Source organism: Phyllobacterium sp. GQ127, from assembly GCF_059758635.1.
Genome location: NZ_JCAXDZ010000002.1, coordinates 417,968 through 437,559 on the forward strand (window position 1 = coordinate 417,968; position 19,592 = coordinate 437,559).

A 19,592-nucleotide genomic window follows, 5' to 3' on the forward strand; every position below is an offset into this window, starting at 1 on the left:
CTTGGGAGCCTGATAAGCTAGAGCAAACCCGCTTCGGCAATCAGCTTCATCTCAGGATATCGGATCATCATCATGGCAACCAAGGCAGACAGGGTAAAAGCGCGGCTGCCGCGCGGTTTCGTGGACCGGACACCGGATGATTTGCGCGCCGCCGAAAAAATGATGGCGGAAATCCGCAAAGTCTATGAGCTTTATGGTTTTGAGCCAGTTGAAACGCCATTGATTGAATATACCGATGCGCTTGGAAAATTCCTTCCTGATCAGGATCGCCCGAATGAAGGCGTGTTCTCGTTTCAGGACGATGATGAGCAATGGCTTTCGCTGCGCTATGACTTGACCGCGCCGTTGGCGCGCTATGTCGCCGAAAATTACGAAAGCATCCCGAAGCCATATCGCAGCTACCGGGCTGGATGGGTATTCCGTAACGAAAAGCCAGGCCCCGGCCGCTTCCGTCAGTTCATGCAGTTCGATGCGGATACGGTGGGTGCGCCCAATGTCTCGGCCGATGCCGAGATGTGCATGATGATGGCTGACGTCATGGAGGCGCTCGGCATTCAGCGCGGCGACTACGTAATCCGCGTCAATAATCGCAAGGTTCTTGATGGGGTGCTTGAGGCGATTGGGCTCGGCGGCGATGAGAATGCAGGCAGACGCCTGACTGTGCTGCGCGCCATCGACAAGCTTGATAAGTTCGGTGTCGAGGGCGTTCGTGAGTTGCTTGGAAAAGGCCGCAAAGACGAAAGCGGCGATTTCACCAAAGGTGCAAACCTGGATGAGGCCGCTATCAAGCAGGTTCTTGATTTCACTGCGGCAGGCGCTGCGACGGGCAGTGCTACTATTGCCAATCTGGAAAAAGTTGTCACCGGCAATGATAAAGGCGCAGAGGGCGTCGCTGAACTGGGTACAATAGAAGCGCTTTGTTCTGCCGCTGGTTATGATGGCCGCGTCAAGATTGATCCATCCGTCGTGCGGGGTCTTGAATATTATACCGGCCCCGTTTTCGAAGCGGAGCTTCTTGCTGAAATTCCAAACGAAGATGGCCAGATTGTCCGTTTCGGCTCGGTGGGAGGCGGCGGACGCTATGATGGACTTGTTTCGCGTTTTCGCTCTGAACCCGTGCCGGCAACAGGTATTTCTATCGGTGTTTCCCGCCTGATGACCGCGCTCAAAAATCTCGGAAAGCTCGATATGTCCGACAATATCGGACCTGTTGTCGTGATGGTCATGGACCGCGATACGGAAAGCCTTGGCCGCTACCAGAAAATGGTATCCGATCTGCGGCAGGCCGGTATCCGTGCCGAAATGTATCTTGGTGGCTCAGGCATGAAGCCGCAGATGAAATATGCGGACCGTCGCGGCGCTCCCTGCGTCATCATTCAGGGTTCGCAGGAACGTGATCTTGGCGAGGTGCAGATCAAGGATTTGATCGAAGGCGCACGTTTATCGGCCGAAATCGAGGATAATATTACCTGGCGCGAAAGCCGCCCTGCACAGATCACGGCAAAGGAAAGCGATATTATCGCGGAGGTGCGTAAGATTCTCGATGCGCAGGCCCAAGATCGCGTCAACGCAGCAAAGGCCTCGTAAGCTCGGATGGTTGCTTCCCGTGCTCCTTTATTTAGCGATAGACTTGCCGCGTTGATAGCGAGCAGGGAAGCGGAACTTGTCGATATTCCTGTCATCCAGCCTGCGGACCAGTTTCTGGATATGGCTGGTGAAGATTTGCGCCGAAGGATTTTCCTCACGGAGAATGAAACAGGCCAAAGCCTGTGTCTGCGCCCTGAATTTACAATCCCGGTCTGTCGCAATCATATCGAACTCAATGCTGCGACGCCAAAACGTTATGCTTATCTAGGCGAGGTATTCCGCCAGCGGCGCGATGGTGGCAATGAGTTCTTCCAAGCGGGTATTGAAGATTTGGGCGATGCCAATCGCGCCCGAGCCGATGCACGCTCTCTAGCGGACGCTCTGGCTTCCATAAGGCTCGTTGCGCCTGATGCCCAGCTGGAAACCTTGCTTGGAGACCAAGCGATCTTTGAAGCGGTTCTGGCAGCTCTCGGCCTGCCACGCGGCTGGCAAAAAAAGCTTGTCCGGGCTTTCGGCAATCCTGATCAGCTCAAGGGCTTGTTGAAGGATTTGTCATCCGACAAACAAAATGGCGATCTGCCGGTCCATCTTGCAGCGCTGGTTGCCAAAGGTGACGAGGCCGCGCTCGCCGCCGAATTGGAAAAGGATATGGAGTCGGCTGGCATTTCTCCAGGGGCAGGTCGTACACCTGTTGAAATTGCTCGCCGTCTCATCGATAAAGTGGCCCTTGCTTCCGTGCGCTTGCAGCCCAAGGCGATTTCGGCACTTCAGGATTTTCTGGCGATCCGCATTCCTTTGCAATCAGCAGCGGGGCATCTGTTGCGATATGCGCGGGCAAATGAATTCGATTTGGGTCCAGCTTTGGAACAATTCGAGGCGCGTTCTGTATCGATCGTGGAAGCGGGTATCGGAGATGAAACCATCATCTACGACGCTTCGTTTGGGCGTCCGCTCGATTATTATACGGGTCTGGTCTACGAAACCCGTGCAGTGAGCAATGCCGAAATTGGTGCTATCGTTGGCGGCGGCCGTTATGATCGGCTGCTGACGATGCTTGGTGCTGTCGGTTCGATCCCGGGTGTGGGCTTTTCCATCTGGCTTGACCGTCTCGAGCAGATAGCTGGAGATGCAAAATGACCATCACATTAGCACTTCCATCAAAGGGGCGGCTTAAGGAGCAGGCTCTTGAAGTACTCAGGAAAGCCGGTTTGGAAGTCCTCCTTCCGAGTGATCAGCGTAACTACAGGGCGCAGGTAGCGGGCGAGGGCCAAATTGACATTCTTTTCCTTTCTGCTTCCGAGATTGCCCGTGAACTGGGATATGGCAGCGTCGATCTTGGTGTAACCGGCGAAGACCTCATTCGTGAAACCCTGTCTTCCGCCGATGATCGGGTGCAAATCGAGGCACGGCTTGGCTTTGGCCATGCGGATGTGATCGTCGCTGTGCCAGAGGTTTGGTACGACGTATCTACCATGGCGGACCTTGATGACGTTGCTGCCGATTTCCGTCAGCGCCACGGTCGTCGTTTGCGTATTGCAACAAAATATTGGCGGTTAACCCAGCAATTTTTCTCACAGATGCACGGTATCCAGGTTTATCGCATCGTTGAGAGCCTTGGCGCAACCGAAGGTGCTCCTGCTTCCGGGTCGGCAGATATCATCGTCGATATTACATCGACAGGGTCTACGCTGCGTGCCAATCAGCTCAAAATTCTGGAAGATGGCGTCATCCTGAAGTCGCAGGCATGTTTGATTTCTTCGCGTGCGGCAGCAGACGCCAAGGCTGTATCAGAACTATCGCAGCGCATAAAGGCAGCGCTCGGTTAACTGTAAATCCATCAACTCTCTGTGATCCGTCCGGTTGAACGTAACCTTTTGGGTTCTTCCTTCGTATTTCCCTGCATGAAGCCGAAATAATTCGGTATCATCATGCAGGGAGCTTATCCATGATGACACGTCGAACCCTGTTCGGAGGCGCTGTGGCCACATTTGGTGCAGTTGTTGCCGCGCGCTTTGCGACCATGCCCAAGGCTCACGCTACGGGTACATTCGAAATTGAACACACGGATGCTGAATGGAAGAAACTTCTGACGCCGGAGCAGTATGATGTGCTGCGTCAGGAAGGCACGGAAGCGCCCTTCACCAGCCCGTTAAATCATGAAAAACGTAAAGGCATATTTGCCTGCGCTGGCTGTGATCAGCAGCTTTTTGAATCCGAAAAGAAGTTTGACAGTGGTACTGGCTGGCCCAGCTTCTGGCAGCCGATAAAAGGTGCGGTGATCGAGAAATCCGACAACTCGTTCGGCATGGTGCGTACGGCGGTGGAGTGTCATCGCTGCGGTGGCCATCTAGGGCATGTCTTCGACGATGGCCCGCAACCCACCGGTCTTCGCTACTGCATGAACGGTGTTGCCATGAAATTCATGCCCGCTGCTGCCTAAGCTATTTCGAAGGAAAAACAAATGAAACTTCGTTACTTGTTACTTGCAACTACCTTGCTATTTGCCCCAGCTATGGCATTCGCGGAAAGCGTCACGATGGTGCCTCCGCCAGCGATGGATCAGTCAATAGCGGCCGGAACTGAAAAAATCGTGCTTGCCGGCGGATGTTTTTGGGGCGTTCAGGGTGTTTACCAGCACATGAAGGGCGTCACAAACGCTGTGTCAGGTTATTCGGGTGGAGAAAAGGGCACTGCGAATTATGATCTTGTGAGCGGCGGCGATACCGGCCATGCGGAAGCGGTTGAGGTCACGTTTGATCCAAAGACCGTCAGCCTGGGCAAGATTTTACAGGTCTATTTTTCTGTCGCTCACAACCCAACCGAACTGAACCGGCAAGGACCAGATACGGGCACGCAATATCGCTCTGCAGTGTTCACGACCAGCGTAGATCAAGAAAAAGTGGTGAAGGCCTATATAGACCAGCTCGACAAAGCCAAGGTCTATTCAGATCCGATAGTGACCAAGGTCGAGCCTCTCAAGGCTTTTTACACGGCAGAAGCCTATCATCAGGATTATGCGACCATTAATCCGACGCAGCCCTATATCGTCTACAATGATCTGCCCAAGATCAAAAACTTGAGCAAGCTCTTTCCGCAGGAATATCGGGAAAAGCCGGTGCTTGTGAGTGAAGTCCAGCCTACCAATTGACGCAACAATAAAAATAAAGGCCGCGTGAAGCGGCCTTTATAAGCGAATGATATTTTCGTTTAACCGCGCTTTGCGTCGATTGAAAGTGCACCAGCTCCATAAGCAGCCAGGACAAAGAAACCACCAGCTACGCCCAGGTTTTTCTGAAAGAACATGAATTGGGTCATGCCGGCATCGCCAGCCCAGTTCAGGTGAGCAGTCGCCGTGGCGGCCAAAGTGAAGAGGCCAAGCAAGAGAGCTGCAATACGGGTCTGGAAGCCAACGAGAACTGCAATGCCCCCGAAGAATTCAAGCAGACCGACAAGAACCGCAACAACTGTTGGCGCTGGCAAACCCATGCCGCCAAAATAGGCAGCAGTACCGCCGATAGCTGTTAGCTTGCCCCAGCCAGCCATGATAAACATGACCGAAAGCAGAATGCGACCGATCAGAACCAGAATGCCATTGTTAGACATAGATTTTTCTCCAAAAAAGTGACTGCGCGGTCAGTACGCGATGCATACTGTTTACTAAAGTCACTTTTTCGACAACAGATTGTTCATCAAATCCACTGCTTATTCCGGAGCGATCATCCGTTCCGGCCGCACAAGACGATCATAGTCCTCGGCTGACACATGTCCGCTGGCAAGCGCTTCCTCACGCAAAGTCGTCCCGTTCTTATGCGCTGTCTTGGCGATCTTGGCCGCATTGTCGTATCCGATGGCCGGAGCCAACGCAGTGACGAGCATGAGCGAACGTTCGAGCAGATCCTTGATGCGAACTTCGTCGGCTTCGATGCCCTCAACACAATTATCGGCAAATGACACCATCGAATCGGCAAGGAGGCGAATGGACTGGAGTACATTCAGCGCGATAACCGGCTTGAACACATTCAGTTCAAAGTGGCCTTGGCTCGCTGCCACTGTAACGGTAGTTTGATTACCGAAAACCTGTGCTGCAACCATCGTCAGTGCTTCCGCCTGGGTTGGGTTGACCTTGCCTGGCATAATCGAGGAACCAGGTTCGTTTTCTGGCAATTTCAACTCACCGAGACCCGAACGGGGCCCTGATCCCAGAAAGCGAATATCATTGGCAATCTTGAAAAGATCAGTAGCAAGCGCATTCAGGCTGCCATGGAAATTCGCCAACGCGCCATGGCTCGCCAGAGCCTCAAATTTGTTTGGAGCCGTCTTGAACGGCAATCCCGTTATGTCTGACACAGCTTCAGCAAAGCCGGTATCGAAGCCAGCCGGAGCATTGAGCCCTGTGCCGACAGCAGTACCGCCCTGCGCCAGCAGGAAAACGTCCGCCAAGCTCTGTTCGATGCGTTTGCGGGCGTATTCAAGCGCGGCGCGGTACCCCGAAAACTCCTGTCCAAGTGTGACGGGTGTGGCATCCTGTGTGTGAGTGCGACCGATCTTGATGATGTCGGCGAACGCCTTTTCCTTCTTGGCGAGCGCCTCAGTCAGATGGGCCAGGGCAGGATAGAGACGCTCGGTCGCTTCGACCGCCGTCGCAATGTGAATGGCCGTCGGGAACGTGTCATTTGACGACTGGCTCATATTGACGTGATCGTTCGGATGGACCGGTTTCTTCGAGCCCTTCATTCCGCCGAGCATTTCAATAGCACGGTTAGAGATAACCTCGTTGGCATTCATATTGGACTGTGTTCCGGAACCAGTCTGCCATACGACGAGCGGGAAATGATCATCGAGCTTGCCTTCGATAACCTCTTCGGCGGCAACTGTAATTGCACGGCCAGTGACTTCATCCAGTTTGCCCAGAGCCATATTGGTTTCTGCCGCAGCGCGTTTTACGATACCAAGTGCCCGAACCAATGGGATGGGCATACGTTCGCCGCCGATCTTGAAATTATGCAAAGAGCGCTCGGTCTGTGCGCCCCAATATTTGTCGGCAGCTACTTCGATTGGACCAAACGTGTCTGTTTCGGTGCGTGTAGAAGTCATCGTCTATTTTTCCTGTGACAGTTGGCGCAATGACTACTGCGAAGCGGTCCGGGAGGCAAGGTTCCAGCACGGAATGTTGGTCTGGATTTCGTAAGGTGCTAAGATAAAATCGATTATAGCACTGGTGGGAGGTCAAGCTATGACAGCACTGGAAGCACGAACTCTTCAGATCGCCATTCAACGCGATTGGAAGGATGTTTACCGCTATGCAAGCTTGCCTGAGCATTTGCCGGAGTGGGCATCGGGATTGACTTCCAGCCTGCAGAAGTCCGGAAATGAATGGGTGGCTGACGGTCCCGCCGGAAAGCTGCGTCTCCGGTTTGCGCCCGATAATGAGTTTGGCGTGTTAGACCATTGGGTAATAACGGAAACCGGAGAGAATGTTTATATTCCCCTGCGCGTCGTTGCCAATGGCAATGCTTCCGAAGTGATATTCACCTTGTTTCGATTGCCCGGCATTGACGATGAAAAGTTTACTGCGGACGCAGCATGGGTTATGCGCGACTTACAGAAACTGAGAGATTTGCTGGAAGCGCAATTGCTGGAGTAAGGGATGAGCAATAGTTCAGGTCAAGACAAACAGATCAACTATATCGAGTTCAACGTCGAGGATATTTCGCGCGCGAAGGATTTCTACGGCACCGCATTCGGCTGGACCTTCACCGATTATGGCCCGGCCTATTGCGAGTTTTCGGACGGCAATCTCAAGGGCGGTTTTGCTCATTCTGAGGGGGTGAGATCTGGCGGCCCATTGGTTATTCTTTTCGCCGATGATCTTGCGGATACGCTGGAACGTGTCAAAAAAGCGGGCGGAAAAATTTCAAAAGAGATATTTGAATTTCCCGGAGGAAAGCGCTTCCATTTTGTCGATCCTGAAGGCTACGAATTGGCGGTCTGGTCGGACAAGTAAGGAGGCGGCTGCACAAGCAGCCGCCGAATAGCATTAGGCGTCGCGTGCAGCTTTCAAGGCGTTGCCCCACCAGACAAGCTGATCAAGCTGGGCGCTTGCCGCCTCATTGAGGTGCGGATAATCGCTAAGCTTCTTTTCCCCTTTAACGACAGTCAAATATTCGGGGAAGGAAATATGGACGCCGGTCTTGACAGATGCCGCACCCATTTCAACGAATATAAGACGTAGATGTTCAACGGCGCGTGCACCGCCGACACCACCATATCCCACAAAAGCGACTGGCTTTTGAATGAACTCACCAAGATCTATCGCATTCTTCAGCACGGCAGTTGGCGCGTGGTTGTACTCTGCGACGGTGAAAATAAATCCGTCGAAAGAGCGCATCTTCTTCTTCCAGCGCTCGGCGGTTTCGCTTTCCGCCGTCGTGCTGCGTTCTTCACCAAAGAAATGCATAGGATAGTCCAGCAGGTCGACAATCTCGACCTCTAAATCATCGCGTTGGCTTGCAACGTCAGCGATCCATTTGGCAGGAAACTCGGCGAACCGGCCAATGCGCGTGCTGCCGACGATGACGCCGATTTTTAGTTTTGCCATTTTCAGAAATCCTTATCTTGGGATGGTAACTATTTGTGACCGGAGCTATATAGGTGACTGTTAAAAGTTCTAGCAAGGAGGCACTTTTTTGAAACCGAAGCACTTTGAGGTAACTCCTGCCTGTGGTGCGGTCCACCAGATTCTTTCCCGTGTCGGAGATAAGTGGACCGTGCTGGTCGTTAATTATTTGGGCGCTGGTTCAATGCGGTTCAACGAGTTGAAACGCTCGATTGATGGCATTTCTCAAAAGATGCTTACCAGCACTTTGCGTGGCTTGGAGCGCGACGGTTTTGTAACGAGAACGGTGTTTCCGACAATCCCGCCGCGTGTGGATTATGAGCTTACCGATCTTGGACGCGATCTGCTTGTACCGGTGCGCAACCTTGCTGACTTCGCCATCCAAAATGAAACGCGTATCGCCAATGCGCGGGCCAGCTTCGATTCCGCGAACAAGGCTACGGAAATCACTCCGCCTTTCGCTCAAGCTGCCGAATAAAAACGCTTACTCGTACAACAAAAAAGGCGGGTCGAAACCCGCCTTTTCCGTATTCTATAGGGAGAGGACTTCTTAGAAGTCCATGCCGCCCATGCCGCCCATTCCGCCGCCTGGCATCTGGGGAGCGCCGCCATTGTCCTTCTTAGGAGCTTCGGCAATCATGGCTTCTGTGGTGACTAGAAGACCTGCAACCGATGCTGCGTCCTGCAGAGCAGTACGAACAACCTTGACTGGATCAACAATGCCCATGACGATCAGATCGCCATATTCACCATTGGCCGCATTGTAGCCGTAGGTTTCTTTCTTGCTTTCAAGAATCTTGCCAACAACGATGGAAGCTTCATCGCCAGCATTTGTTGCGATCTGACGAGCCGGAGCCTGCAGAGCACGACGAACGATGTTGATGCCTGCATCCTGATCGGAATTTGCGCCCTTAAGAGTAAGGTTCGCAGAGGCACGTAGAAGAGCAACACCACCGCCAGGAACAATGCCTTCTTCAACAGCAGCGCGCGTTGCGTTGAGAGCGTCGTCAACGCGGTCCTTCTTTTCCTTCACTTCAACTTCCGTTGCACCGCCAACGCGGATAACTGCAACACCGCCAGCGAGCTTGGCAAGACGTTCCTGCAGCTTCTCACGGTCGTAGTCGGAAGTTGTTTCATCGATCTGCTGCTTGATCTGGCCGACGCGGGCGTTGATTTCACCCTTCTTGCCATGACCGTCAACGATCGTGGTGTTTTCCTTGGTGATCGACACCTTCTTGGCGCGGCCGAGCATGTCGAGCGTAACGCTTTCGAGCTTGATGCCGAGGTCTTCGGAAATAACCTGACCGCCAGTAAGGATAGCGATGTCTTCAAGCATTGCCTTGCGGCGATCGCCGAAGCCAGGAGCCTTTACAGCAGCAATCTTCAGACCGCCGCGCAGCTTGTTGACAACGAGCGTAGCAAGAGCTTCGCCTTCTACGTCTTCAGAAATGATGACGAGTGGCTTGGAAGTCTGAACAACAGCTTCGAGAACTGGCAAAAGAGCCTGAAGGTTCGAGAGCTTCTTTTCATGAAGAAGGATGTAAGCATCTTCAAGATCAGCAACCATCTTTTCAGGGTTGGTGACGAAGTATGGCGACAGGTAGCCGCGATCGAACTGCATGCCTTCAACGACTTCGAGTTCTGTTTCAGCGGTCTTGGCTTCTTCAACGGTAATGACACCCTCGTTGCCGACCTTCTGCATTGCCTTGGCAATCATTTCGCCGATTTCGGTCTCGCCATTGGCAGAGATCGTGCCAACCTGCGCAACTTCTTCCGAAGTCTTGATCTTCTTGGCGCTCTTGCCGAGCTGCTTGACGACTTCTGCAACAGCAAGATCGATGCCGCGCTTCAGATCCATCGGGTTCATGCCAGCAGCAACAGCCTTGCCGCCTTCCTGAACAATTGCCTGAGCAAGAACAGTAGCAGTCGTGGTGCCGTCGCCAGCGATGTCGTTCGTCTTCGAAGCGACTTCACGGACCATCTGTGCGCCCATGTTTTCGAACTTGTCCTCAAGTTCGATTTCCTTGGCAACAGTCACGCCGTCCTTGGTGATGCGTGGAGCGCCGAAGGACTTGTCGATGACAACGTTGCGGCCTTTCGGGCCGAGCGTTACCTTGACTGCATCTGCAAGGATATTAACGCCGCGCAGCATGCGCTCACGCGCGTCGCGGCCGAATTTTACTTCTTTAGAAGCCATTTTATCTCTCCTGGGATTTAACCCGGTTTGATCGAAATATTATTGGGTGACGGTGATTAGCCGAGGATGCCGAGAATGTCGGATTCCTTCATGATCAGCAGATCTTCGCCGCCGATCTTGACTTCCGTGCCGGACCACTTGCCGAACAGGATGTGATCGCCTGCCTTGACATCGAGCGGTATGAGCTTGCCAGCTTCGTCACGAGCGCCTGTGCCTACGGAGACGATTTCGCCTTCCTGTGGCTTTTCCTTGGCAGTATCCGGAATGATGATGCCGCCTGCAGTCTTTGCTTCCGATTCAACGCGGCGTACTACGACGCGGTCGTGAAGCGGGCGGAACTTGGTCTTGGCCATGGTTAGAACCCTTGATGTTGGTGTCAAAACGGTTTCGCAAACAGTTGTGCCATTCGCGTTATTAGCACTCGTTGATAGTGAGTGCTAACTGGAGCCGGAGATAGTGGGAGGGGTCGAAAGAGTCAAGGGAAAGGCGATGAAATTTTCATGACATTGGTGGATTCGAAGTTCCCGGTTGGGCGCCGTCATACTCAGATAGCAGGGCCCCGGTAGGCTCCATCGCTATTTCACCATCCAGCGCTCGAGCAATGTGCATGTGCTGTCTTTGATTGCGCGCCATTGCGGCAACTCGTCCTTTGAAAAAGAGCCCAGAACTTTGGTGAGCGCCTTACCTAAAGTATAAAACGATCCGATGAAGCAGTTTTAGTCGTCACTATCCTCGCATACGTGATGCGCCATATCGACAAGCATGTCGCTGACATGTTTATCAGCAAGTTCATAAAAAATCTGCTTTGCCTGCCGGTTGCCGCGCACCAGACGCGCCCCACGCAATAATCGCAAGTGGTGACTGACTAATGATTGCGACAAATCCAGGCTTGCCGCAATATCGCCGACGGAGCGTGGGTTTTCGAGACAAAAGAACAGGATTCGTAGTCGCGTCGGGTCGCCAAGCAGTTTGAATGTCTCGGCGAGGATGGTCGTATCAAGCTGGGATGGTATCGTTATTTTGCTCAATGTTTGTGACCTTCATGGCTATGGTCATGCGCTGCATGATCATGATCACCGTGGCCGCTATGGTCATCCTCCCCGTGATCGTGGTCATGTTCGCCGGAGGTGTCGATGCCAAGACAGCAGTCGCCGGTAGCATCGGCAAAATCGATGGCAATGGTCGAATGCTCGATCTCGAATTTTTTGATCAGCTCCGCCTCGACGGCTTTCACCAGCAGGCGCGGATCGCTGCCCTCTTTTGGCTTCACATGCAAGGTTGCCAGCGCCTTGCCGGATGTGATCATCCAGACGTGGACATGGCGTACGCCAGCCAGGTCGGGGACCGTTTTCATCAAGTGCTGTTCGATTTCTTCCGGCTTGGCATTTTCCGGGGCGCCTTCAAGCAGAATATGCAGGGAATTGCGCAGAAGTGCCCAAGCGCTGCGCAGGATCAACAAGCACACGAAGACCGAAAGGATCGGGTCGATTGGTGTCCAACCAGTATAATAGATAATGACCGATGCCGTAATGGCAGCTACGGAACCAAGCAGGTCGCCAAGAACGTGCAAGATCGCACCTTTGATGTTGACGTGATCCTTGTCGCCGCGGGTCAAAATCCAGAAGACGCCGATATTTACGAGCAGTCCTATCGTTGCGACGATAAACATTGGACCCGCGAGGACCTCGCCGGGATTGCGAAACCGCTCAAAGGCTTCGATGGCGATCCAGACAAGAATGGCGAAAAGTGCGAGCGCATTAATAAGGCCGGCAATGACTTCAAAGCGTAGATATCCAAATGTGCGGCGTTCATCAGCCGCGCGTTTGCCAAAACGAAATGCTGCATAGGCCAGTGCGAGAGCCCCCGCATCCGTCAACATATGTCCGGCGTCGGCAATCAATGCCAAGGAACCCGATAAAAGGCCCCCAATGACTTCCACAATCATAAACGTGAATGTGATCAGGAAGGCGATCAGGACCTTGCGCTCATTGTCAGCCGTTATTTTGGGAGCATGATCATGTGCGTGATCGTGCCCGTGCGTGCCGTGGGAATGCGCCATTTGAACCTCGTTTGATAACAAACATATCAATATTTGTTCATGTGTTTACTGTCAACCGGTCGATACAGCTTTTGATGATGATCCCGAGTGACAGTTTTCCTGCAATCAGGTAAGCGAGGTGCAACTCGATTACTGGCATGGAGAAGAGCGGCATGACCGACATGGTACATTTGGCAAGTCTGGACGACTTGATGGATCGTTATGACGTGCTTCTTTGCGATGTCTGGGGTGTTTTGCACAATGGTGTCGATTCGTTTGCCTCTGCTTCAAAAGCATTGGCTCGCGCCAGAGCCGCTGGTTTGACCGTGGTCCTGATAACCAACGCCCCGCGACGCTTCGATAGCGTGGCAGCGCAAATCCATGGCTTGGGTGTGCCCGAAGATGCCTATGACCGGATCGTTACATCAGGCGATGTTACGCGTGAATTGATCCGCAATTCGCCGCGTAAGGTCTTCCATCTTGGACCGGAGCGTGATGAAACGCTTTACGAAGGACTGGACGTTGAGCTTGTGGAAGAGCGGGAGGCTGATGTCGTCGTCTGTACTGGTTATTTTGATGACGAAACGGAGACACCGGCTGATTATGCCGAAATGCTGACGCGTTTCCGTTCGCGCGATCTGCCATTTATCTGTGCCAATCCTGATATTGTCGTTGAGCGCGGAGATCGTCTGATCTGGTGTGCCGGTGCTTTGGCCCGCGATTATGGCCAGCTTGGTGGCCGGACCTTGATCGCCGGCAAGCCGCATCGACCGATTTATGAGGCTTCCATTGCCACAGCTGAAGAGGTGCGTGGCAAACCTGTGGACCTTAACCGTGTCATTGCGATAGGCGATGGTATGCTGACGGATGTCAAAGGTGCTGATCTCTTTGGCATAGATGTCCTATATATATCCGGTGGCATTCACGCGGGTGATTATGTCCATGGTGGCGTTCACGATGTCGAAAAGCTGCTGGAATTCCTGAAGAAACACGGAAGCAATCCTGTTGCTACGATGCCTGCTCTGGCTTGAGGACAAGCAGCTATGCCAATTTTGCGCTTGACGGACCCCACGCAGCTGCCAGCTGATTTAAGAGACGCTGTTGTCGCGATTGGTAACTTTGACGGGGTGCATCGTGGGCATCAAGCAGTTCTCGAACGCGCTTTGGAAGCGGCTCAGGCTGCGGGCAGGCCCTCGCTGGTTTTAACGTTCGAGCCGCATCCACGCAGCGTCTTTGTGCCGGACCAACCCGTGGACCGGCTGACACCGGCAGCTGAAAAAGCTACTATTCTGGAGGCTTTGGGCTTCGACGCCGTGGTGGAATGCCCGTTCACGCGCGAATTCTCGCAATTGACTGCCGATGACTTCGTTGACCAGATTCTGGTCAGTGCCCTGCATGCAAGCCGCATCGTTACCGGCTTTGATTTTCATTTTGGCAAAAATCGCCAAGGCGGCCCCGCTTTTCTCATGGAGGCCGGTGACAAGCGCGGTTTCCATGTCACGCTGGTTGATGCGTTTCGCGATGAAGGCGGACAGGCCGTATCATCCAGCCGCATTCGCTCGCTGTTCGGGGAGGGCAACGTTGTAGAGGCGGCCGGCCTGTTGGGATATCGCCATCGCATTCGGGCAAAAGTGGTTCACGGCAAGCAGCTTGGTCGGACCATCGGTTATCCTACTGCCAATATGGTTCTGCCCCCGGAAACTCATTTGAAGCACGGCATCTATGCGGTTCGCTTTCGCCGGGCTGATGGCACCCTTTACGATGGCGTGGCCAGCTTCGGACGCAGACCCACAGTTGACACGGATGGCGAGCCACTTTTGGAAACGTACGTTTTCGATTTTTCCGGCGATCTATACGGTGAGATCTGCGCTGTTTCCTTCTTTGCATACCTTCGTGGCGAAGAAAAATTCGATGGGCTGGAGCCTATGATGCTTCAGATCAGAAGGGATGAAGAAGAGGCACGGGGACTTTTACAGGGTGTGAAGCCGCTCTCGCCGCTGGATAACACGATTAATTTTGTCTGAAATGGCAAATCGTTTACCATAAGAATAAATCCAATTTTATCTATCCTTTCGTAGCTTGGCCTGGAATTGCCGTCTCCCAAGGCAAATTTCGGAGTCAAGATATGTCTGTTCGTTTGATTGGCGCCCTTGCTGGCGCAGTATTTTTCGCGTTCCCCGCCATAGTGCTTGCGGATGAATATTATAGTGACGCGGAAACACCGGCCAGCAGCTCAAGAGGCGATCATTGGTGGTCGGGCGACTGGTATCTGACATTGGGAGCAAAGGGATTTGTTGCGCCGCGCTATGATGGCGCAAGCGATTATCGCCTGCTGGCCGCTCCGGTTATTTCACTTGGACGCGCTGGCAAGTCTGAAAAATTCTCGTCTCTGAATGACAATGCTTCCATCGGCTTTATCGATACCGGCGTGTTTCGCGCCGGTCTGACGGGCAAGCTGGTTTCCGGGCGCGACGATGATGACTCACGCGATTTGAAGGGACTGCATGATACCGATTGGGGCGTAGAAGTTGGCGGGTTTGCCGAATTCTATCCGACAGATAATGTCCGCGGCCGCGTTGAAGTTCGCCGTGGCATTGGCGCGCATGATGGCGTGGTTGCAGATTTCGCTGTTGATGCCTTTACGGATATTACTCCAACGGTGCGTGTGTCCGCCGGTCCACGCGCTACTGTCGCGACGAAAGATTACTTCCGTGAATATTACGGTGTTAATCCAGCAGAGTCTGCTGCGTCTGGCCTTAAGGAATACCGGCCAGGAGGGGGGCTGAAGTCGCTCGGAATCGGCGGACAAATTACCTGGAAGACCACAGACAAGATCACGACAAGCGCCTATGCGGAGTATAACCGTTTGATGGGACCTGCTGCCGATTCAAGTCTGGTCAAAGAGCGTGGGTCAGCTAATCAGGCAACGTTTGGTTTGCAGGCAACCTACCGATTTGACTTCTCGCTGTAGCGGATGTCGCAGATACAGACGAAGTTTATTGCATCTGCCCCTTTATTCTCGCGAGCGTGGTTGCTAAAAGCGCGGTCATGAAAACCGTTTGCGGGGCTTTTCCCAAGTCCGTACCGATTCAGATACGAATTACTGGCCCGGCCTTCACCTGAACCTGAAGCTATTCGCTTCGTGGTGTTGAAGGTCCGGGCGGCGCCTTTGCGCCTTATTTCGATTTCTTCAAATCCTTGCTTGCAGCGATAACGCGCGGGCCCAAGAAAAGCCAAGAAAAATGAACGATACGCCTAAGCCAATCGACTATTCGAAAACTCTATATCTGCCGCAGACGGATTTTCCGATGCGTGCTGGTTTGCCAGCCAAGGAACCGGAATTCGTCCAGCGCTGGCAGGACATGGACCTTTATCGGAAGCTGCGTGAAGACGGCAAAGATCGTCCGCTTTATGTGCTGCATGACGGTCCTCCCTATGCCAATGGCAATATCCATATCGGCCATGCACTGAACAAAATTCTCAAGGACGTCATCACGCGCTCCTTCCAGATGCGCGGTTACAATTCCAATTATGTCCCGGGTTGGGATTGCCACGGTCTGCCAATCGAATGGAAGATCGAGGAACAGTACCGCGCCAAAGGCAAAGACAAGGATCAGGTGCCGATCAACGAGTTCCGCAAGGAATGCCGCGAATTTGCCGCCAACTGGATCAAGGTCCAATCTGCCGAGTTCAAACGGCTTGGTATCGAAGGCGATTTCGAAAATCCCTACACAACGATGGCATTTCATGCAGAAAGCCGCATTGCTGGGGAACTCCTGAAGTTCGCCATGTCGGATCAGCTCTATCGCGGTTCCAAGCCTGTCATGTGGTCGGTTGTCGAGCGTACTGCTTTGGCCGAGGCCGAAGTGGAATATGCCGACGTTGAAAGCGATACGATCTGGGTCAAGTTTCCGATCGTCAATGGCGAAGGTGATCTCGCATCGGCCCATGTCGTCATCTGGACGACGACCCCTTGGACCATTCCTGGAAATAGGGCGGTCAACTACTCACCTCGCGTAGCCTACGGACTTTACGAGGTTGAAACGGCAGAGAATGATTTCGGCCCGCGTCCGGGCGAGATGTTGATTTTTGCAGATGCATTGGCGGAAGATTCGGCCACGAAAGCCAAGCTGACTTTCAAGCGTATCAGAGCCATAACAGCCGATGAGTTTGCAGGCATCGCTCTCTCCCACCCGTTCAAAGGTTTTGGCGGTGGTTATGAATTTGCGGTGCCGATGCTTGGCGGGGATCACGTAACCGACGATGCAGGTACAGGCTTCGTCCATACAGCGCCCGGCCATGGTCGTGAGGATTTCGATGCGTGGATGGATGCGCGCAGCGATCTTGAAGCACGCGGTATTTCCTCGGCAATCCCCTTCACCGTTGATGATGCGGGTTACTACACCAAGGATGCACCGGGTTTTGGGCCGGACCGTGAAGGAGGTGCCGCGCGCGTCATCGACGATAATGGCAAGAAGGGCGATGCCAACAAGGCTGTTATTGAAGAGCTGATCAATCGCGGCATGCTGTTTGCACGCGGTCGTATCAAACACTCTTATCCGCATTCGTGGCGTTCGAAAAAGCCGGTCATTTTCCGCAATACGCCGCAATGGTTTGTCTATATGGACAAAGATCTTGGCGATCAGACGACATTGCGTTCGCGCGCTCTTGCCGCCATCGACGAGACACGTTTCGTCCCTGCTGGTGGGCAAAACCGCTTGCGTGCAATGATTGAGGACCGTCCCGATTGGGTGCTTTCGCGCCAACGTGCCTGGGGCGTGCCAATCTGCGTTTTTGCCGACGAAGATGGCAATGTGTTGAAGGATGAAGTGGTCAACGCCCGCATTCTTGAGGCCTTTGAGCAGGAAGGCGCTGACGCCTGGTTTGCCGAAGGTGCCCGTGAGCGGTTCCTTGGCGAAAAAGCCAATGAACCCTGGGTACAAGTACGCGACATTCTCGACGTCTGGTTTGATTCAGGCTCGACCCATGTCTTCACCCTCGAGGATCGCCCTGATCTGAAATGGCCAGCGGATGTTTACCTCGAAGGCTCCGATCAACATCGCGGCTGGTTCCATTCGTCTTTGCTTGAAAGCTGCGGCACACGCGGACGCGCTCCATATAATACTCTTGTCACCCATGGCTTCACCATGGATGAAGAGGGGCGCAAGATGTCGAAGTCGCTTGGCAATACTGTCACGCCGCAGGATGTCATCAAGGGTTCTGGGGCAGACATCCTTCGCCTTTGGGTTATGACAACCGATTATTGGGAAGATCAACGTCTGGGTAAAAACATCATCCAGACAAATATCGACTCATACCGCAAGCTGCGTAATACGATCCGTTGGATGCTAGGGACTTTGGCTCATGACGAAGGCGATGAAGTTGCCTATGCGGATATGCCAGAACTCGAGCAGCTAATGCTGCATCGACTCGCGGAACTCGATGAACTTGTGCGTTCGGGCTATGATGCCTTCGAATTCAAGCGGATCACGCGCGCATTGATCGATTTCCTCAATGTGGAATTGTCTGCATTTTATTTCGATATCCGCAAAGACGCACTCTATTGCGATGCGCCTTCCAGCATCAAGCGGAAAGCTGCACTGCAAGTTGTCAGGCATCTGTTCGACCGTATCGTGACTTGGCTGGCTCCCATGCTGCCATTTACAACAGAGGAAGCATGGCTTGATCTGCATAAGAATGCCGTTTCTGTTCATCTGGAGCAGTTCAGGGACACGCCAAAAGAGTGGAAGAACGAAGCGCTGGCCGCAAAGTGGCGCAAGGTGCGCGATGTTCGCCGTGTAGTTACGGGTGCGCTGGAGTTGGAGCGTGCCAAGAAGACGTTGGGTTCATCACTTGAGGCTGCCCCGCTGGTTTTCATCAACGATTCTGAATTGTTCGAAGCGGTGAAGGGTCTTGATATGGCCGAGATATGCATCACCAGTGCCATAACCATCACGGACGGAGCAGCGCCAGCAGATGCCTTTGTTGCTGATGACGTCAAAGGCGTTGCGGTCGTATCGGAACGGGCAACCGGCACAAAATGCGCACGGTCATGGCGATACACGCATGATGTTGGATCAGATCCGGCCTATCCTGATGTATCGGCGCGGGATGCAGCGGCGCTACATGAGCTGGCGAAGTTGGGAAAACTTGATGCCTGAATCAAATCCGCGGGTTATCCCTTGAGATAATCCGCGGATTTATTAACAAGAAAGAGCCTCGACTTGCTTAATGCTACAGGCCTCATGTAAAAGGCTTGCCATTGAGTTGCCTGAATTTAGAGGCAGGGCATAGATCAAGCGTATTTTTTGGCGGGCATCAGTGCTCAGGCTTGGGTGGAAGTGGCGAGTATGAATTTGAACGGACGCATCACGGTTCTAAGTGCATTGTTTGCATCGCTGGCAATAGCTGGCTGCAGCACATCGCCCACCTATGGCACCGACAAAACGTCCGGTGCGCAATTGCTTGACGACGTATCAAACATTGCTTCGTTCAGTAAAAAGAAAAATACGATCGCGTATAATCCAAGGCCGGAGCTTGTTCGTCCACCTGCTGGCGCTTCTGCAAACGCCCAGTTGCCGCAGCCGCAGGGCAATGTTGTATCTGAAAACAGCGCCAACTGGCCAGAATCGCCAGAACAGCGGCGCAAGCGCATTCGCGATACCGCAACTGCCAACCAGAACAACCCGAATTTTGTTCCGGAAGTTGAAAACGATATTCCTGCCGCTACCAAGTCGTCAAAATGGGATGAGTATGGCGTTTACAATGATAAGGCACCGAAGGTCGTGCCCGCCGGCTCGCCGCAAACCGATCAGAGCAGCGAGTTTCGTGCGCGCAAGCTCGCCTCAACGGCTGGCTCACCGACCACACGCAGATATTTGAGCGAACCACCGTTGGAATATAGGGCGCCCGCACCGACTGCGGCCACGGATGATCTTGGCAAAGACGAGGTCAAGAAAGAACGTGAGCGGAAAGCTGCAGCCCGGAAGGACAAGGGCTTCAGCTTCAAAAACTTGATTCCCTGGAACTGATCCAGAATTATTGCTCCTTACCTGTCGTAATGGTTGCCGCTTAAAGCGTGTTTCCGCAATCTGTTCCGAAAGTTTGGGAACAGATATGCTTGCGTTTCGTTAAGTTAACCTACGCCAGTCGAG

20 protein-coding genes are annotated in these 19,592 nt (G+C 53.2%); 13 read left to right on the forward strand and 7 right to left on the reverse strand.

Features of this window, described 5'->3' with window-relative positions:
• The first annotated feature begins 72 nt into the window (after positions 1–72).
• The 5 genes from hisS to msrA all read left to right on the forward strand — a co-directional run bounded on the left by hisS (position 73) and on the right by msrA (position 4,735).
• Positions 73–1,587, forward strand: a complete 1,515-nt coding sequence (gene hisS, locus AC6CHM_RS10400; protein WP_115055228.1) for a histidine--tRNA ligase — start codon at positions 73–75, stop codon at positions 1,585–1,587.
• 6 nt (positions 1,588–1,593) lie between these two features.
• Positions 1,594–2,724 carry an ATP phosphoribosyltransferase regulatory subunit gene (locus AC6CHM_RS10405; protein WP_498173065.1) on the forward strand — a complete coding sequence of 377 codons (1,131 nt, stop codon included), beginning with the start codon at positions 1,594–1,596 and terminating at the stop codon, positions 2,722–2,724.
• Positions 2,721–3,413, forward strand: a complete 693-nt coding sequence (hisG, locus tag AC6CHM_RS10410) for an ATP phosphoribosyltransferase (RefSeq protein ID WP_307282961.1) — start codon at positions 2,721–2,723, stop codon at positions 3,411–3,413. Before AC6CHM_RS10405 ends, hisG begins: the two co-directional genes overlap by 4 nt.
• Positions 3,414–3,532: 119 nt before the next feature.
• Complete coding sequence (msrB, locus tag AC6CHM_RS10415) at positions 3,533–4,027, forward strand: peptide-methionine (R)-S-oxide reductase MsrB (protein ID WP_115055225.1); 495 nt, start codon at positions 3,533–3,535, stop codon at positions 4,025–4,027.
• Positions 4,028–4,048: 21 nt separating this feature from the next.
• Positions 4,049–4,735 carry a peptide-methionine (S)-S-oxide reductase MsrA gene (gene msrA, locus AC6CHM_RS10420; protein ID WP_370878802.1) on the forward strand — a complete coding sequence of 229 codons (687 nt, stop codon included), beginning with the start codon at positions 4,049–4,051 and terminating at the stop codon, positions 4,733–4,735.
• Between the two features lie 59 nt (positions 4,736–4,794).
• Here the strand turns inward: msrA and AC6CHM_RS10425 are convergent, their stop codons facing one another.
• Entirely contained in the window at positions 4,795–5,190 is a 396-nt protein-coding gene (locus AC6CHM_RS10425; protein WP_115055223.1) for a DoxX family protein, read from the reverse strand.
• 99 nt (positions 5,191–5,289) lie between these two features.
• Positions 5,290–6,681 (reverse strand): class II fumarate hydratase, encoded by a 1,392-nt coding sequence (gene fumC, locus AC6CHM_RS10430; RefSeq protein ID WP_354342457.1) that lies wholly within the window; start codon positions 6,679–6,681, stop codon positions 5,290–5,292.
• 139 nt (positions 6,682–6,820) lie between these two features.
• Here fumC and AC6CHM_RS10435 point away from each other — a divergent pair, with 139 nt between their 5' ends.
• Entirely contained in the window at positions 6,821–7,231 is a 411-nt protein-coding gene (locus AC6CHM_RS10435) for an SRPBCC family protein (RefSeq protein ID WP_498173074.1), read from the forward strand.
• 3 nt (positions 7,232–7,234) lie between these two features.
• A complete protein-coding gene (locus AC6CHM_RS10440; RefSeq protein WP_440807581.1) occupies positions 7,235–7,591 on the forward strand; it encodes a VOC family protein in 357 nt (118 codons plus the stop codon).
• Between the two features lie 33 nt (positions 7,592–7,624).
• On the opposite strand, the gene AC6CHM_RS10445 is transcribed toward AC6CHM_RS10440, so the two are convergent.
• Entirely contained in the window at positions 7,625–8,185 is a 561-nt protein-coding gene (locus tag AC6CHM_RS10445; RefSeq protein WP_498173076.1) for an NADPH-dependent FMN reductase, read from the reverse strand.
• An 88-nt stretch (positions 8,186–8,273) separates the two neighbouring features.
• Between AC6CHM_RS10445 and AC6CHM_RS10450 the strand changes: the two genes are divergently transcribed.
• A complete protein-coding gene (locus AC6CHM_RS10450) occupies positions 8,274–8,681 on the forward strand; it encodes a winged helix-turn-helix transcriptional regulator (protein ID WP_115055218.1) in 408 nt (135 codons plus the stop codon).
• Between the two features lie 72 nt (positions 8,682–8,753).
• Here AC6CHM_RS10450 and groL read toward each other — a convergent pair whose 3' ends face one another.
• The 4 genes from groL to AC6CHM_RS10470 form a co-directional block, all read right to left on the reverse strand.
• Positions 8,754–10,400, reverse strand: a complete 1,647-nt coding sequence (groL, locus tag AC6CHM_RS10455; protein ID WP_115055217.1) for a chaperonin GroEL — start codon at positions 10,398–10,400, stop codon at positions 8,754–8,756.
• 56 nt (positions 10,401–10,456) lie between these two features.
• A complete protein-coding gene (gene groES, locus AC6CHM_RS10460) occupies positions 10,457–10,753 on the reverse strand; it encodes a co-chaperone GroES (protein ID WP_115055216.1) in 297 nt (98 codons plus the stop codon).
• A 363-nt stretch (positions 10,754–11,116) separates the two neighbouring features.
• Positions 11,117–11,428 (reverse strand): ArsR/SmtB family transcription factor, encoded by a 312-nt coding sequence (locus AC6CHM_RS10465; protein WP_336440553.1) that lies wholly within the window; start codon positions 11,426–11,428, stop codon positions 11,117–11,119.
• On the reverse strand, positions 11,425–12,459 hold the full coding sequence (locus AC6CHM_RS10470) for a cation diffusion facilitator family transporter (protein WP_498173082.1): 1,035 nt from the start codon (positions 12,457–12,459) through the stop codon (positions 11,425–11,427). The genes AC6CHM_RS10465 and AC6CHM_RS10470 overlap by 4 nt, the downstream gene beginning before the upstream one ends.
• A 161-nt stretch (positions 12,460–12,620) precedes the next feature.
• Between AC6CHM_RS10470 and AC6CHM_RS10475 the strand changes: the two genes are divergently transcribed.
• The 5 genes from AC6CHM_RS10475 to AC6CHM_RS10495 all read left to right on the forward strand — a co-directional run bounded on the left by AC6CHM_RS10475 (position 12,621) and on the right by AC6CHM_RS10495 (position 19,469).
• Positions 12,621–13,469 carry a TIGR01459 family HAD-type hydrolase gene (locus AC6CHM_RS10475; protein ID WP_498173303.1) on the forward strand — a complete coding sequence of 283 codons (849 nt, stop codon included), beginning with the start codon at positions 12,621–12,623 and terminating at the stop codon, positions 13,467–13,469.
• A gap of 12 nt (positions 13,470–13,481) precedes the next feature.
• Positions 13,482–14,462: a bifunctional riboflavin kinase/FAD synthetase gene (locus AC6CHM_RS10480; protein ID WP_498173084.1), complete on the forward strand. Its 981-nt coding sequence runs from the start codon at positions 13,482–13,484 to the stop codon at positions 14,460–14,462.
• A gap of 101 nt (positions 14,463–14,563) precedes the next feature.
• A complete protein-coding gene (locus AC6CHM_RS10485; protein WP_336440550.1) occupies positions 14,564–15,409 on the forward strand; it encodes a MipA/OmpV family protein in 846 nt (281 codons plus the stop codon).
• A 271-nt stretch (positions 15,410–15,680) separates the two neighbouring features.
• Entirely contained in the window at positions 15,681–18,599 is a 2,919-nt protein-coding gene (gene ileS / locus AC6CHM_RS10490; RefSeq protein WP_498173086.1) for an isoleucine--tRNA ligase, read from the forward strand.
• Positions 18,600–18,788: 189 nt separating this feature from the next.
• On the forward strand, positions 18,789–19,469 hold the full coding sequence (locus AC6CHM_RS10495) for a hypothetical protein (RefSeq protein ID WP_115055209.1): 681 nt from the start codon (positions 18,789–18,791) through the stop codon (positions 19,467–19,469).
• Positions 19,470–19,592 lie beyond the last annotated feature (123 nt).

Bases quoted from the DNA above. Each gene is read 5' to 3' on its own strand.
- hisS (WP_115055228.1), top strand. From the start codon at position 73: ATGGCAACCAAGGCAGACAGGGTAAAAGCGCGGCTGCCGCGCGGTTTC.
- AC6CHM_RS10405 (WP_498173065.1), top strand. From the start codon at position 1,594: ATGGTTGCTTCCCGTGCTCCTTTATTTAGCGATAGACTTGCCGCGTTG.
- hisG (WP_307282961.1), top strand. From the start codon at position 2,721: ATGACCATCACATTAGCACTTCCATCAAAGGGGCGGCTTAAGGAGCAG.
- msrB (WP_115055225.1), top strand. From the start codon at position 3,533: ATGATGACACGTCGAACCCTGTTCGGAGGCGCTGTGGCCACATTTGGT.
- msrA (WP_370878802.1), top strand. From the start codon at position 4,049: ATGAAACTTCGTTACTTGTTACTTGCAACTACCTTGCTATTTGCCCCA.
- AC6CHM_RS10425 (WP_115055223.1), bottom strand. From the start codon at position 5,190: ATGTCTAACAATGGCATTCTGGTTCTGATCGGTCGCATTCTGCTTTCG.
- fumC (WP_354342457.1), bottom strand. From the start codon at position 6,681: ATGACTTCTACACGCACCGAAACAGACACGTTTGGTCCAATCGAAGTA.
- AC6CHM_RS10435 (WP_498173074.1), top strand. From the start codon at position 6,821: ATGACAGCACTGGAAGCACGAACTCTTCAGATCGCCATTCAACGCGAT.
- AC6CHM_RS10440 (WP_440807581.1), top strand. From the start codon at position 7,235: ATGAGCAATAGTTCAGGTCAAGACAAACAGATCAACTATATCGAGTTC.
- AC6CHM_RS10445 (WP_498173076.1), bottom strand. From the start codon at position 8,185: ATGGCAAAACTAAAAATCGGCGTCATCGTCGGCAGCACGCGCATTGGC.
- groL (WP_115055217.1), bottom strand. From the start codon at position 10,400: ATGGCTTCTAAAGAAGTAAAATTCGGCCGCGACGCGCGTGAGCGCATG.
- groES (WP_115055216.1), bottom strand. From the start codon at position 10,753: ATGGCCAAGACCAAGTTCCGCCCGCTTCACGACCGCGTCGTAGTACGC.
- AC6CHM_RS10470 (WP_498173082.1), bottom strand. From the start codon at position 12,459: ATGGCGCATTCCCACGGCACGCACGGGCACGATCACGCACATGATCAT.
- AC6CHM_RS10475 (WP_498173303.1), top strand. From the start codon at position 12,621: ATGGTACATTTGGCAAGTCTGGACGACTTGATGGATCGTTATGACGTG.
- AC6CHM_RS10480 (WP_498173084.1), top strand. From the start codon at position 13,482: ATGCCAATTTTGCGCTTGACGGACCCCACGCAGCTGCCAGCTGATTTA.
- AC6CHM_RS10485 (WP_336440550.1), top strand. From the start codon at position 14,564: ATGTCTGTTCGTTTGATTGGCGCCCTTGCTGGCGCAGTATTTTTCGCG.
- ileS (WP_498173086.1), top strand. From the start codon at position 15,681: ATGAACGATACGCCTAAGCCAATCGACTATTCGAAAACTCTATATCTG.
- AC6CHM_RS10495 (WP_115055209.1), top strand. From the start codon at position 18,789: ATGAATTTGAACGGACGCATCACGGTTCTAAGTGCATTGTTTGCATCG.